Raw genomic sequence first — 14,332 nt, 5'->3', positions numbered from 1 at the left:
GTTCCCCCAGCCGTCTCCGTGCCATTCCCCGCTCGGTCATGTCACCTCTCCGGCAGTCGCTTCGCGATGTTCCGTACGGCGACGGCTGTGAACTCCGTTGCGATGTCGCACAGTTGCCTGGACGGCTGTGGGGCGTACACGGTCAGTTGGAAGAGTTCGGTGGTGCGGTCGCCGACCGAGTCCGTGAAGGTGCGGTGCGGGGTCCGTACGGTGCAGCTGTCGGCCTCGGCCTCGTCCGCGATGAAGTAGCTCTTCGTGCCGGCGACGTTCACCGGCGTTCCGTCATCGGCGTCCAGCGAGTCGTCCCGGCTGAACTGGATCTCCACCTCGCGGTTGCCGTCGTCGCTCGACCAGTCGCAGTCCCAGGAACCGAAGCCGCGGTCCCGGTTGTCCGCCTCGACGCCGGGAAGCAGCTTGAGCTCGGTGGAGTCGAGCAGCGTGCAGGTGTCGAGCAGGGCAAGGGAGTTCGCGGCCGGCGACGAGGAACGCCGGGGTACCGGGCCCTCGGCCAGCACGCCGACCACGTGATCGGTCGCGGCGTCGGCCATGGCGCACGGGTCGGGCGACCGTTCGGCGAGCTGCTTGCCGATGACGCGGATCTGCTTGCCGTCGGTGGTCAGTACGGCCCGTTCGCAGGTTCTCCCGTCACGTTTGAGTGTCACGACCGTGAGGCCGCCGACCAGACGGGTGGACCGGATGTCATCGAAGTCGTCACGGTCCGAGTCGAGGTTGACCTGGACGTCCGCGTTGTCGTCACCGCTGTTGTTGCGCACCAGGACGTCACACCGGTCGATCTCCCCGTGGTCGGGGTCCAGTGCGGTGCCTCCGAAGCGGCTCAGCGAGGCGGCGTCGAGCAGCCCGCAGGGGTCCGCCGTACGCTCGTCGCCCATGGCACCGGCCTGCGCCGTGGCCAGGGGTTTCGCGTCGGTCGCGCCGGTGCGGCCACCCTTGTCATCCTTGCCCCCCTCGTCCTTCGAGGCCCACGGGGTGAAGAGAACGAGCCCGGCTGTGATCGCGCCCGCCGCGACCAGCGCCACCGCCGTGATCGCCCAAGGGTGGCGCCGTCGGCGTACCGGCCGTGACGGCTGGAGCATGAAGGGCGTGGAGTCCTGCGGGCGGCGGGCGAGTCGGGGCAGCCGGAGCGGGCGGGAGCCGAGGTCCCGCGGGTCCCGCATACGGCTGTCGTGCGACTGCTCGTGCAACTGCTCCTGTATGTGCGGGGGCGGGGGTGCGGCGCGCGTCAGCAGCTTCTGCGCCCCGGCAGCGTCGGGCCGGCGCCGGGGCTCCACCTCCAGCAGAGCGGTGAGCGGCTCCTCCAACGGGCCGGCGCGGCGCATCGGCTCGATGTGTCCCTCGACGGCCCGGGCCAGATACGCCATGAGGTGTTCGGCCTCCCCGTACGGCGACCGGGCCTCGACCGCCGAGAACAGGGAGGCGCCCAGGGAGAACACGTCGGACTTCTCGCCCGCGGGCTGCCCCTTGGCCAACTCCGGGGCCAGATAGCGGGGTTTGCCGCGCACACTGTAGGTCGCGCTCTGTGTGACGTCACTCCACAGGGCTCGCGAGATCCCGAAGTCGGTCAGTCTCGCGACGCCTTCCTCGGTGACGAGGATGTTCTCCGGCGTCACATCGCCGTGCACCACGCCCTCGTCGTGGGACTTCGCCAACGCGGCCGCGATCTGGCAGCCGATCGACCCGGCCTCCTCGGGCGTGAGCGGGCCGCTCTCCGTCACGATCTGCGCGAGGCTGCGCGAAGGGACGTACTCCATGATGATCCAGCAGGTGGCGCCCTCGTCGACGAAGTCGAAGACGCCCACGATGTTCGGGTGGTGCAGCCGCCCGGCGTTGCGCGCCTCGCCCATGAGCCGTCGCGTGGCCCGATCGTCCTCCAGGCGCGCGCACTTGACCGCGACCCGTCGTTCGAGCCGCTCGTCCCAGGCCAGCCAGACGACACCCATCCCGCCTGTTCCGACGGGCTCCTGCAAGAGATACCGGTCGGCGATCCTGTCCCCGGCCTCTGGCGTCACCAGCACCGCCCCACTCCTCGCCCCGTCGCCCCGTCTCCGACGGCCCTGCCAGGTGACGGAGTGTACTCAGCTCGCACTTGGCGGTGATCTGTTTCACCGGACTTCGTGGGGACTCACCCAGAACCCCCACAGCGCCCCGGGTTCACGGTCCGCATCGCGTCGGTGTCGTGGTCGGCGGCCAACACCATCCACAGATGAGGCATGCGCCTTCTGCCCATCCGGGCAGGCGGCGTTGTGCCGCGGTACGCGACAGGCGCAGGTCCTGTGACTCCCCTGGTTCTCTCCCTGGGCCGCACGCAACAACGCCGGCACGCGCCTTGCCCGTCTTGCGCAAGGTGCCTCCTTCCGAGGGCGTGACGGCGCCGCCGCACCGCCTGGGCCGAAGCCGTGCCCCACCCGTGCCCGTAAGGGCGGGCAACCACGGTCGACAGGGGTGCGACACGGGCCTCGCCGCTACCGCGCGGGAAGGTATCTACGCAGGTCAAGAGTATGAATCCCGCCCACGCGTCGTCGCTTCCCAAGCCGAGAGCGCGCGTTCGATTCGCGTCACCGCGGTGATCAGATACCGCATGCCGGGTTCATGCCAGGGCGCCGGTCGTCGGCGCGCCCCGGTGAGCGTCCCGATCTGCTGTCAGAGCCACCCGCCAGAATCTGCCCATGCTGATTGCGACTAGCGCCCGAGGCCAGGGGGTGAAGCGCCCCTCTCAGCCCAGGATAGGAACCATGCTGGCCAGCCTGCGGCGAGGCAACGAGCACCTGGTGCTTGAGCGGCAGGGCGAAGGCCGCGGCGCGTGCCGGACGATCCGGTAGTCCGGCTGGGGGGGGGGACGGCTCCCGGCGGACGGCAGAGGCAAGCCGCGCCTCATTCAGCGCCTCGGCGGTGTCACCGGCGTTCGCAGTCTCCTGATGGACCACCCGCGGCTACTGTTGAATCCACTGGATCCACGCGGTGGAGCGGACCCGGTTGGCGGTCGAACGATCGGGGGGCCCATGGACGGCACCGGAAGAAGTGACGGCCCGGCAGGCGTGAACACGAAGCTGTACCTATGCTCGCTCAGTCTGGCCGCTGCGCTGCTGATCGTCATCAGGCTGTTCGCGTTGCCGCACTTGGGCGGGGCGACCAAGGTGAGTCTCAGCGACACGATCATCTCGATCGTCGACGCGCTCACCGGGGCCGCGGTGGCCTCCTTGTGCGTCTCCCTGCTCGTGGTGTTCTTCTACGGCCTGAGGCGGCAGGGACCGATGGAGGTTCAGGTCGCCGCCCCCGGGTCAATCTCCGCCGAGCTGGACAAGGCAGCAGGCGCCACCAACTCCTGGGACTACCGGGGTCATACGGCTCGGTATTTCAGATCGGCGGTCCTGCCGACCCTTCTCCGACGCGCTGAGAGACAGGGACACTATCTCTCGGTGAACGTGCAGGTGCTCGATCCGGACAACGGCGAACTCATGGACTTCTTCGCCGAGTACCGGAGGAACGCGAACCCCGACCGGCGGGACTACTGGACCCGCCGGCGCGCGCAGGCGGAGATCGCCGCGACCATCATCAGGCTCCAGCTCCTGAGTTACCAGTTCTCCCGGCTCAACTGCCGGGTGTACCTGGCGTCCACCGTTTCACCGTTCACGATCGACCTATCCGATACCTGCGTGATCGTGACCCGCGAGAAGGCCGGCACGGCCGCGTTGAAATACCCGGTCGGCTCGTCCTTCTACGACTCGACCAAAGAGGACATGCGGCTGAGCAACAGCCAGAGCACCGAGTTACCTCTCCCCCGGTCCGCCACCGAGCTGGATCCTGGTTCCGTCGCAGACGTTAGAGAAGTCCTCTCCCTGCTGGACATACTCCAAGGGGCGGACGACGAACTCCTGAACCTGACGCTGGACGCATACCGAAGGCCGGTGAACCCCTATGCCAACGCGTGAGGCGGTTGGCTCGTGGATGACCCGTCAAGGGTGGCCGGACCTGCGGACGTTCCTGGACGACGCACCCCCCTACCTGCACCCCTACGGATTCATCGTGTTCCGCCTGCCTTTGGACACGTTCCCGGAGTGGGGCATCCGCGTGCATCTGTGGCCGCCCGCCGGAGAACGGAGAACGGACTCCGACCCCTTCATCGTGCACAGCCACGGCTGGGACCTGCTGACACGTTCCGTCGTGGGCTGTGTCCGGCACGCGATGTACGACGTGGATGACGGCGCGACGGCCGTCTGGTACGACTCATTCACCGTCAAGAGCTCACCCGGCGCCGGAGCCAGCGTTCTCTCGCCGGAAGGAAGGTCCACGAGTGTCCGCATGGTCTCGGAATGGGACGCCACACCGCAGGAGAGTCCGCTCCACATTCCTGCCGGGAGGTTTCACACCACGACAGGCCCGCATGAGGCCGTATGGGATTCCTGGTCCGTGACCCTGGTCGCCACCGAGCACGTGGCCAGCAACGACTCAAGAGTGCTCGGCCCCACCAAAAGCAGTGCCGTGGTCAACGAACGAACCGCGATCACGGATCCCGGTGTTCCGCTATCCGCCATCGACCACGCGTACGAGCAGCGGGCCAACGGATCCAACCGGTGGACGTCCTTCGTCTTCCTGATCGACTCGGGAAGGATCCTGCTCGCTCGGACTCGCCGCTATCCCGGGTACTGGCATCCCGTCGGGGGCCAGATGGAGTCCTGGGACGACACGCCCTTGGACACCGCTCGCCGCGAGGTGGGGGAAGAGTTGGGCATCGACTTGAACGCGAGGGAGATGATCTCGCTCGGGTGCCTCGTCAGGGACGAAGGGCCGGGGAAGATCCACGCATGGGTCTGCGTCGGAGACTTTCCCGCGTGTCCCGACGTGCAGGAGGAGGAGATCCACGAGATCCGGTGGACGACGCTGGAGGAGGCCCTTCGCGCGGACTCCCTGGCCGCGTCACAGAGCTTCCTCACCACCATTTCGGACCGGCGGCGCGAGTTCGGCCTGGAGATCTGACCCCCCGCCGCGAAGACGGCGCCGGGCGCATGGGAACGCCCCACGGACCCGGCGACAGCCACCACTAGCGCACCGTCAGCGATCCGGGAGTGGCCCTGGCAGTCCTCTCGCACGTGCGGTGAGGATGACAGAGCCCTCGGTGCGGGCGCTGACCCCGTACGCGGGTGCGGTGATCTGGTTGGTCTCCCGCCGGTCGGGCCCGGTGTAGTGGTGGTGGGTCTCGGTGTGGGTGACTTTGCGGGCGCGCAGGGCGGGTCCGATGGCGGTGGCGACCGCGGCGATGGCAGCGCTGGGGAGGGTGACGAACAGGACGGACGTGAGGTGACGGCGGCACATCCCTGCCAGGTGAGCCAGATGCCGGACCCGAGTGGACCCGACCGACGCACCACAAGCGCACCAGATAGAGCGGGGAACAGCGAGGAAACACGGTGAAGGCGACCAAGAGCGATGAGACCCCATCCCAGGCGAACTCCCAGTTCAGCAAACTACCCGTCCCAAATGCCCGCAGACTCCCAAGCTGAGGATCTCCGCACCGTCGTAACACACTGGCCGTTGAGGCTTGCTCTGGCTGACGGACACGCGGACAGCATGGCTGAGGCCGATGGGGGTGCAGTGAGTCACACGCGCGCCTGATCGGTCGACGCACGCGCCACGGTGGCTGATTTTTCTCGGCTCAGTTCAAGCCCCGCCGATTCATCAGCTCTGTTCAGGGGGAGAGCGTGAAGCCGGCGGACTGCTCGACGTGGAACGCCGAGCCCGCAGCCGTCGGAGTCCACCCCATGTGCAGGGCAAGCCGAACAGCTGCGGCAACGCTGGACGGCAGTACAGGCTCAGCCTCGCGACCGATCCAGTTGCTCAGATGCGGCTGGCCGGTGGTGACCACGAGCGTCATGCCCGGCGTGTCCGCATGCTCGACCGCGAACGTGCACGGAGACCAGGCCAAGCCCTGAAAGTACGTCGGTCTGCCACGCAGACGCCAGCGGTAGGCCGTACCGTCGACAACGATCCGTCGTGAGCCCTTGCGGACCAATGCCATGACTCCCCCTCAACAGCCACGATGCTAGCGAGCCTGGCCCCGTCGGCCGTCTCAATTTCCGTCCCGTTCACCGCCGTTCACGGCCGTTCAAACGGGACCGAAGGCGGTAGCCGACCACCGGTGAACGCAGGTGAACGGCCCCATCCAAGGTGCTCAAGACCACCACCACAGCTGGAAAGCGTGCATAAGTAGCGCACTCTCGACGTACTCACCCGCGTGCGCCTGCATCGCCTGACGAGCCGCCCTTGCGCCCTGCCCTGTGTCGGCTACGTGCCACACGCTGGCTGCCTGGACGCGAAGCGAACCAACGGGAGGGGGAGAAACCGTGGGTGAGTGGAAGCAGGGGAAGTGCGGTTGGCCGACGGCGGCCGGAGGTCGCTGTCAGAACAAGACGCTGAAGGGCACGTCACGTTGCTACCTCCATCAGGGTGACTGGACGAAACGTGGCCAGGCCGAACTGAAGAAGCGTGCACGCAGGAGCCGCAAGAAGTGATACATGCGCGGTCCAGGACCTCTCTGCGGCTGTCATTGGGAGGGGGGTGGTGTCGAAGCTTCACGAACTCCCGGACCGACGTGGCTCGGGGGCCTCTTCTGAGCCGCCCCCCTTGGTCGCGTACTCTCCATACTGAGACAGCAGACCGACCCAACGCTTTGCAGCGTACGGGCAGCCACTGACAACACCGGGGAACCACGGTGAACGCCGCCGAGGCCGATGGGGCAGCGCCCAGGCCGTTCGCCCAGGTCAGCGCCCGAGCTGCCCTCAAGTGCTCGCGGCTTCCTGAGCTGAGAGCGCGAGTTCGATTCTCGTCACCCGCTCCACACCGAAGGCCCAGGTCAAAAGCCCCGAGCCTTCTTTGTTGTCTGGACCGACCAGAGAACTCGCACTGGCAGTGGGACGTTCCGAAAGGCACGTCAGCTCGTTCAGAGTTGGCCAGCTGCAGACAGGACAAGCACGCAGAGGCCCATCGACGTGGCAAAAGCGGTTCCGCCGTACAGGACTGCCTCAGCGAATGCGGCTCCGGTGCTGGTCTTCAGGATCCCGGCGACAAGAGCCACGACGAGCGAGAACAGCGCTGCCACGAGTAGCCACAGGTACCTCGTTCCGGATCGTGGCTCGGACGGCGGAGCATTCACAGGAGTCTTCCTTCGCGGACGGACTGAAAGGAGAGGAGGGCGTCATTCGGGGACCAGGACGCCGGTCAGCAGATGCGCGGCGAGCGTGCTGCGGTGGTGAGTCGCGGCCTGGATGAGTTCGCGGTGCGCGGTGATCTGCGCGTCCACGGCATCCAGGGCGGCACTGATGCGCCGCTGTTGGGCAAGAGGCGGCAGCGGTACGGGCAGAAGTGCCAGTGTGGCGGCGCTGAGGGAAGGAACGGCGGTGCCGCGGGCGTACTCCTTGAGCCAGTGCGCTGTCTCCGGCAGAGACAGGTAGGCGAGCAGGTAGCCGGGGAGGACAAGTGGCTCCCCTTCCATCTCCAGGGCACGCAGCCGCAGCAGGTTGGTGCTGAACAGCCAGCCGTCCTGCGCCTTCTCGACCAAGGCAGGGGGCATCTGGGCACCGGAACGCACGCACAGGATGTCTCCGGGGCTGAGACGGAACCTTGCCAGTGCGCGGGCGACATCCACGCTTACTTTCTCCATGCCACGATCGTCGATACGACCCTCACGCAGGTGCTTGGGCATCACGACACGGAGATCGCCTGCCGCGGAGCGAACCTCGGCCGGCAGACGTGTGTAGGACGGACCAGCCATGATATCGACCAGTTCTCCCAGCGGGACCCGACGCCAGTCATGAGGCAGTCCGTCGTACGAGCGCACGGTGGCTGACGGCAAGGGGCCGTACGAGAGCGCATCGACCGCGCCGTCCACGGCTTTCGTTCGACGCCTCGCCTCGGCGAGCTCCCGCTCCGTGGCTGCTGCCTCGGTAACCGCATCAGCCGGTGACGCCGTGGACATCCATCTGTCCACATAGTCGGCGGGACTGAGCGAGTAACCGGCAGCCCGCACCGCCTCCAGCGGAGCAGCGACCGCGAGATGGCCCGCGCTCTGCCGACCGATGCGGAATCCGGTCCCTCGTCGCCACGCCTGAACGGTTTTCGTGACAGCTCCGACGTGTTCGTCGGAGAGAACTCGGGGTCCGCGAGTCGCCTTGTCACCCAGGTCCCGGGCGTCCACGAAAAGGATCTCCTCGCGCACCGCCGCGGAACTCCGCAAGAACCACAAGCAGACGGACACCTGTGCCCCGGAAAAGAGCTGAGGCGGCAACGCGACAATGCATTCGACGGCGCCATCCTCCACCAGCCTGCTCCGGATCTCCCGCTCCCGGACGTCTGTGGAGGTGCCCGCGCTGACCGGCATCACCACACCTGCACGGCCCTCGTCCTTGAGTGACACCAGGACGTGCTGGAGCCAGGCGAAGGCAGGACTACCGGGGGGAGGCGGTCCGTACGGCCAGTCGATGCCCTCACGCGGCTTCGGCACGGCCCCGTGAGCGTTGAAAGGCGGATTGGTCAGAATTAGGTCGGCCCGGTGGCCCTTCGGCCAGGCACGTTCGTTCCATGGGGCCGCGGTGCCGGCTTCCAGTTCGACCGGGATACCGTGCAGCGCGAGGTTCATTCCGGCGAGCCGAAGTGTGCCGCGCTGCGGGCTCTCACCACGCAGAGTCAAAGGCACGACTCCACCGAGGCGTTCAGCGACTCCGTCAAGCATCTCGCCTGCGCGCGCATACGGGTCGTAGACTCGTCGCGCGGAGTCCTCGTCCCCTATGGCGGCGTCCCGCATCAGCCGCACCACGGCACGTGGGGTGAAGAACTCTCCGCTGGGAAGCGCGGCTCGGGAGCCGAATTCATCCACCAGTTGTCGGAACTCGTCGATCCCCAAGCCGTCGGTCAGGCGGACCACCTCGACAACATCCCCGTACTCTCGAGGTTCCAGCCTGACGATGGCTGTCCGCATGCCCGGCGGCACACCGCGCAGGCGCAGTGCCTCGTCGGCTGCCTCCCCGATCTCCTGCAACAACGCCGCCGTGGCAGTCCTGGATCGAGCCCGCACCGGACGTGGGAGCGACACCGAGCGCGGGCTTCCGCTCACTTGAAGAAAGACGAGGGAGAGGAGTAGGGCAAGGTAGTCCGTCATCGATGCGCCGCCGCGCACGGCGTCGGCCATCGGTCCCAGCAGTTGTGCAAGTTGCCGCGCACGCTCTTCTTCGTCGCTCAACGGACCGCTGCCTGCTGCCTCACCGCTCAGCGCGGCGGCTCCCTGACGGGCACCGTCCGACGCGACGAGGTTCCGCCGCATACGGTCGGCATAGGTGAACCCGATCGGCTCGTCGGACGCACGCGCACGTGACGGGATCTGACGGGAGTCGAGCCAGCGGAGGACCGCCCGTAGACTGAATAGTTCCGTTTCCCCCGTCCTGACCGGCTCCGGATAATCCTCATACCGACGTTGCCAGTTGGTGACAGCCGGCCGCATCACCCCGGCCAGCTCCGCAAGTTCGGCCCTCGACAGCAGGCGATCGTCGCTGAGACCCGTGCCGTCCATGAAACCCCCGTACACCGTCCTGGTTGCTCTCGATGAAGGAACGGTAGAGAGGCGACAGCGGGAGCGTCAATCAGCGCACCGAGGGTGCGCACATCGACAGCTAAGCTGGACGCATAGGTCGCGCTTCAGATTTTCAGGGACCATCAAGGCGCTGAACAGCTCTTTTACCCTACCGCCGCCCCCATTGGTTGCCAATCACCATGAGGTGAAGAAAATTGCTTGTTAATGGGCTACCTGAGAAGGGCTTGCGCCAGTCTGCGGCTCAAGATCCTCACCGCAGGCTCTTCCTGGATAATCGACGTACGGCAACACGGCCCGGCCTCTCTGATCTTCGCCGTGTCAACTTCGCTCGGCGTGCGCCTGCCGCGCTCTCCGGGCTCGTCGGCCCTCAGTACGGCGCAGTGACCTTGCCGCTGCATCTGGCGTGGTCGGGGCTGGCCACGTTCGATCTCGATCAGCCGCGGCTGCGGATGAGCTACTCCCGGATCGTCCTGGCCGAGGGACTGCAAGACGATCTGGTCCGGTTCCTCAATCGCAACCTTCTGGTCAGCCTATGGCCCACATTGCGCACACTGGTCAGCCGTGATGTCCGGGAGGTGTGGGAGACCTCCTTCGCCGAGCTGGCTCACGAAGCCCAGGCCGCTGCGTGAACCTCACGGAACTGCACCGTCGCCTGTAGGTGAACGGGCTCAGTCAGGATCTCGATGTCGCAACCGAGAACCCGGAGCGCATGGAGGATCGCCACTGCCATGCGCACCGGCCTGGAAGAGCGTGGATGGCGCGTGAGAGCTCTGGAGACAGATCCGCTGTCGGCGCGGCTCATCGTCACCGATCCCGCCAGCGGTGAGGAGTGCGAGGCCGACGTCCTCAAGGAGACACTTTGGCGGCCCCCTGTGCACACCGAGCACGGGCTGGTGCTGTCCCTCGAAGATGTCGTCGGCACCAAGGTTCGCGCACTGGCCGACCGCGGACTGACCAGGGATCTGGTCGACGTACAGGCCGCTGCCGACCGCTGGAGCCACATCGAGTTGGAAGAGCTTGGACGGCGCCACGCCCGCGACTCCTTCGAATACGTCACCAACCATTCGCGAGTCCACGTCTGAGTGCAGCTTCCGCCAAGGCCGCCAGCAGCTACGTCGGCACAAGGTGATCAGTGTCTGTCGGTGGGCGTCACCACTCAAGTGAGGGCTGTCGCCGGGTTCCGACTCGTGGAGTGGGAACCCGGCGGGGTCGGTGAGGTCAGCGGACGTCGACGTAGTCACCCGCGGCGGTGGCGGGTGCGGTGGTCGACGTGCCGATGAAGGCGTACCGCCAGTAGCCGTCCGTCGACGCCTTCGCCGTGGTCTTCAGGTTTCCTGTGCTGCTCGTCGTGACCGTCTTCACGGTCGTGTACGTGGACGTCCCCTTCTTACGGAACTGCAGCTTCACCGCCTGGCCGGCGTAGCCGTGGTAGCCGCCGCGCGTCTCCCAGTCCACGCGGGAGAGCTTGCCGGTGATGGTGAGGGTCTTGCCCTTGGCCACCGGTTCGGGAGCCGCGTTGGCCGTCAGCGTCGCGTCCCGCACGACGGAGACCGACTTGGCAGCGTGCAGGTCGGCGTGGCTCGTGCCGTCCGCGGACTCGGCCCAGGCAGCCAACTTCCAGGTGCCGGCCAGAGAATTGCGGCCCAGGGTCCAGCGCGGCTGGATATAGGCGAAGTGCGCCTCGCAGGTGGAGGTGGTCGCGTTGACCTTGGCGCAGGCCGCCGGCCAAGTGCCGTGGAGGACGGCATCGGGGGTGTCGTACGAACCCTTGTAGAGGTACATGTCTCCGCTCACTGTCCCCGAGGGGTCGGTGGCGGTGAACTTCGCCTTGAACTCCTGCAGCGGCGCGTCGGTCAGCTCCACCCGCTTGCCCCCATTGACCACGACGTTCGAGATGCGCGTCGCGCCCACCCTCTCGTCGCCCTGGGGCGCCGGGCCCGCGAATGCCCGCACGATGGTGCGGCGGAGGATGCCGCCCTGGTCGTCGGCGGCCGTGACGCGCAGCGAGACGAAGGAGGCGCTGGCGGGAACGCCGAGCGTCGCCGAACCGTCCGGCGCGACATCCAGGTCCGTCCAGGTGGCGCCGCTGTCCGTGGAGTAAGCGAGCCCGGTGATCCGGGTGTTGGCCGTCGTCGCGTCCGAGTTACGCGTGGCCGCGCTCGCCTGCACCTGGACCGGACCGGCGGCCGCGCGGCCGTACCCGTCTAGCCCCGGAACGCTCAACCTGGCGTCGATGAGCGGGAGTTCCCGGCCCTCCGCGTAGCCCGAGCGGAACGTCCACTCGTTGTGTACGTCCGTGGACAGCCGGGAGTACGGGACCCGGCGGTGGACGGTCTGGTCGAGGGTGTACGTCGCCTGCAGCGACGGCAGGCTGGACGACGTCAGCGAGTGGTACGCATCGAGGCCGTCGGCCTGGGCGTAGGTGGTGCCGTCGGCGGAGGTCAGCTTGTACGAGTACGTCGCACGGCCGTCGATTGCTGTGTGCCCGGCCGAGTCGCCGAAAGCATTCAGCTCGGACAACCGGATCTTCCCGAAGTCCCGCTGCGAACCACCCCACTCCGAGCGAACCGGCTGAAGCGGAGCCGCACCCAGGGTCTCGCCCGCGCTGGTTCCAGAGGCCAGTGTCCGGTCCGGGAGGTTCAGGCTCAGCTCGCCGGTGCCGTAGGACAGCAGCCGACCGTAGGTGACGCCCGCGGTGGCGTACTCGGTGACCGAGCCGGCGACGGGCACCGAAGAGCCGATGAACACGCCCGTCAACTCGCCGAAGGACGGGACGCTCTGCAGATAGGCCGTGGTCCGGGTGCCCGGGGCGCCCACCTTCGTGACGGTCTTCGCCAGGGTCGAGGCACGGACTGTCGCGATGGGCGAGGCGGGCACCGTGGTCTTGAAGCTGTGCGTGAGGTCGTAGCGGTAGGGACTCGGCACGCTTGCCGAGGCGCCCTTCTTGGCGAGCACCTCGTGCACGCGCAGCGAGACGCCACTGACCGAGAAGGGAGTGACGTACACCTTGTCGGCCCCCGAACCGGCGAAGCCCGCCAGGTCGCCGCCCGGAACACTGATCCACACGGCGGACGCGTCCCGGGTGGCGGTGGTGTCGTCGGTGCGGATGGCGGTCTCCTTTGCCGCGCGCTGGTCGAAGGTGACCGTCTTGGCGGCCGAACCGACCGAGAAGGTACGGGTGAGCAGGTAGCTCGGCTCCAGCCAGTCGTTGTGCAGCGCGACCGAGAAATAGTCACCCGGCGGCAGCTTCACGGTCGACGAGGCGCCCGCGGTGTCGCTGTCGACGGCGTACCACGCCCAGGTCTTGCGGTCCCAGACGTAGAACAACTTGGATCGGACATCGGCGTTCGTGATGCTCAGCTTGACCGCATACGTCGACGCCGCTGCGTACGTCGTCGCGGGAACGCCCCGAGCGTCTTCGGTGCGCGCCGTCGACCGGAGCTCAGCGGTCGGGCGGTCCGCCGCGGACTTCCCGGTCGGCCGCACGGACACCGTGCCGTCCAACGACGCGACGGAGTAGCGTGTCGGGTCGGCGGCACCTGCCGCGTCCGCCGTCACCCGGATGTCCCGTCCGTCGACGAGCTCGACGCGCCCCTGGTCCCCCAACTCGGCGCTCCGCCCGGGATGGTATGCCGTGTCCTCCGCCGGCGAAACCGTCCCCGTCGTGGCCGGTTCACCGTCAGACGCCGCCGCCACGGGCATGAGCAGCGTCGAGGCGATCAGTGCCGCTCCGCACAGCCCCGCCGCAGCACGTCTTCGAATCCGCCCCACACGGAAAACGGACATAAGTTGTCCCCCCTTGGCTGTTTCCCCTGAGAACCGCCCCCGGCGCATCCGCCACAGAAGACGATCAGCTCACTATAGGGGCGGTACCGACATTGCTGAGAGGGTTGTCGATCCGCAGCGGTGCGATCCGACTCGTACAGCCCCGGAGCGTTCCCGCAGCTGATCGCGGACGTGGCCCCAAGACCCGTGACATCAAGCGCCTTCGTCCTGGAGCTCTTCCAGGACAAGGGGAACCACCCCCGGTGAGCGCCGCGCAGTTCACCCAGCGTGAGCAGTGCGCACGACAGCCTCGGTCTTCTCGACCCAGTCGAGGTACCAATCAGCGAATCCGAACTGGCCGAGGGGACTGAGCCTTCCGTCCCCCGGACGCTCGTCAAGCCATACCTGCCCACATTGCGGACCAGAGACGACCAGCCAGTGGAAGTAGCCGCATCCTTCGTGACTGAGGCATACAGCGCCGGACAAGAACCAGTCGGACAGCCTCTCGTCATCCTTCAACCAGGCCCGATACGCCACATCGAACGCCGCTTCGTCTTCGAAGTCGGACTCAACGGGTTCCTTGCGCTCATGTTCGGCCTGAGCACGCACGCTCTCCTCGCCACCCGGAAAAGGGACGCGCAACCGCTCGTGGACCGTGCCGCCGCCGGGGTCACTCCACAGCCACCCGGCGTCTGAACGGCTCAGGGTGGTGAGTCCATACCCCGGACCGGCACCGCCGGCACCGACTTCGAGGAGGAAGGCCCGGTAGTCCGCAGGGAGCGAGATGCCCCACTGCGCTTCCGCCCCGGACACCTCAGCCTCCGACAGCGGATCCGCAAGGTGGAAGCGGTGCCCTGTGCCTCCGTACTTGCCCCACGCGCCGAAGACCTGCTGCGCCTTGTCGGCACGAGCCAGAGTCTTCACCCGCTCACGGACGCCGTTCCACGTCGTCTCCCCCATGAACCGAAACGTAGC

At 67.3% G+C, this 14,332-nt stretch carries 9 protein-coding genes and 1 pseudogene; 4 read left to right on the top strand and 6 right to left on the bottom strand.

The window, feature by feature from the left end:
* Positions 1–41 precede the first annotated feature (41 nt).
* Positions 42–2,033, bottom strand: a complete 1,992-nt coding sequence (locus SLINC_RS24030) for a serine/threonine-protein kinase (protein WP_067436808.1) — start codon at positions 2,031–2,033, stop codon at positions 42–44.
* 984 nt (positions 2,034–3,017) lie between these two features.
* Between SLINC_RS24030 and SLINC_RS24025 the strand changes: the two genes are divergently transcribed.
* Together SLINC_RS24025 and SLINC_RS48075 are read left to right on the top strand one after the other, a co-directional pair.
* Entirely contained in the window at positions 3,018–3,947 is a 930-nt protein-coding gene (locus SLINC_RS24025; protein ID WP_152039012.1) for a hypothetical protein, read from the top strand.
* A 478-nt stretch (positions 3,948–4,425) separates the two neighbouring features.
* Positions 4,426–4,992, top strand: coding sequence for an NUDIX hydrolase (locus SLINC_RS48075; RefSeq protein ID WP_159425358.1), 567 nt, complete (start codon positions 4,426–4,428; stop codon positions 4,990–4,992).
* 75 nt (positions 4,993–5,067) lie between these two features.
* On the opposite strand, the gene SLINC_RS24015 is transcribed toward SLINC_RS48075, so the two are convergent.
* The 3 genes from SLINC_RS24015 to SLINC_RS24000 form a co-directional block, all read right to left on the bottom strand.
* A complete protein-coding gene (locus SLINC_RS24015; protein ID WP_067436799.1) occupies positions 5,068–5,328 on the bottom strand; it encodes a hypothetical protein in 261 nt (86 codons plus the stop codon).
* 370 nt (positions 5,329–5,698) lie between these two features.
* Positions 5,699–6,028 carry a hypothetical protein gene (locus tag SLINC_RS24010; protein ID WP_067436796.1) on the bottom strand — a complete coding sequence of 110 codons (330 nt, stop codon included), beginning with the start codon at positions 6,026–6,028 and terminating at the stop codon, positions 5,699–5,701.
* Positions 6,029–7,204: 1,176 nt separating this feature from the next.
* On the bottom strand, positions 7,205–9,571 hold the full coding sequence (locus SLINC_RS24000) for an N-6 DNA methylase (protein ID WP_152039011.1): 2,367 nt from the start codon (positions 9,569–9,571) through the stop codon (positions 7,205–7,207).
* Positions 9,572–9,858: 287 nt separating this feature from the next.
* Here SLINC_RS24000 and SLINC_RS23995 point away from each other — a divergent pair, with 287 nt between their 5' ends.
* Positions 9,859–10,221, top strand: coding sequence for a transcriptional regulator (locus SLINC_RS23995; RefSeq protein WP_067445660.1), 363 nt, complete (start codon positions 9,859–9,861; stop codon positions 10,219–10,221).
* Between the two features lie 29 nt (positions 10,222–10,250).
* A pseudogene (locus SLINC_RS23990) lies at positions 10,251–10,641 on the top strand (nucleotidyl transferase AbiEii/AbiGii toxin family protein); the annotation flags it as partial.
* 169 nt (positions 10,642–10,810) lie between these two features.
* Here the strand turns inward: SLINC_RS23990 and SLINC_RS49430 are convergent.
* Both SLINC_RS49430 and SLINC_RS23980 read right to left on the bottom strand, forming a co-directional pair.
* Complete coding sequence (locus SLINC_RS49430) at positions 10,811–13,198, bottom strand: hypothetical protein (protein WP_225988371.1); 2,388 nt, start codon at positions 13,196–13,198, stop codon at positions 10,811–10,813.
* Between the two features lie 438 nt (positions 13,199–13,636).
* Positions 13,637–14,317, bottom strand: coding sequence for an SMI1/KNR4 family protein (locus tag SLINC_RS23980; protein WP_067436788.1), 681 nt, complete (start codon positions 14,315–14,317; stop codon positions 13,637–13,639).
* Positions 14,318–14,332 lie beyond the last annotated feature (15 nt).

Source organism: Streptomyces lincolnensis (genome assembly GCF_001685355.1).
Taxonomy (GTDB): domain Bacteria; phylum Actinomycetota; class Actinomycetes; order Streptomycetales; family Streptomycetaceae; genus Streptomyces; species Streptomyces lincolnensis.
The sequence above is the reverse complement of the archived record's forward strand: the minus strand, read 5'-3'. Positions and strand labels throughout refer to the sequence as shown.

Bases quoted from the DNA above. Each gene is read 5' to 3' on its own strand.
- SLINC_RS24025 (WP_152039012.1), top strand. From the start codon at position 3,018: ATGGACGGCACCGGAAGAAGTGACGGCCCGGCAGGCGTGAACACGAAG.
- SLINC_RS24000 (WP_152039011.1), bottom strand. From the start codon at position 9,571: ATGGACGGCACGGGTCTCAGCGACGATCGCCTGCTGTCGAGGGCCGAA.
- SLINC_RS24010 (WP_067436796.1), bottom strand. From the start codon at position 6,028: ATGGCATTGGTCCGCAAGGGCTCACGACGGATCGTTGTCGACGGTACG.
- SLINC_RS23980 (WP_067436788.1), bottom strand. From the start codon at position 14,317: ATGGGGGAGACGACGTGGAACGGCGTCCGTGAGCGGGTGAAGACTCTG.
- SLINC_RS24015 (WP_067436799.1), bottom strand. From the start codon at position 5,328: ATGTGCCGCCGTCACCTCACGTCCGTCCTGTTCGTCACCCTCCCCAGC.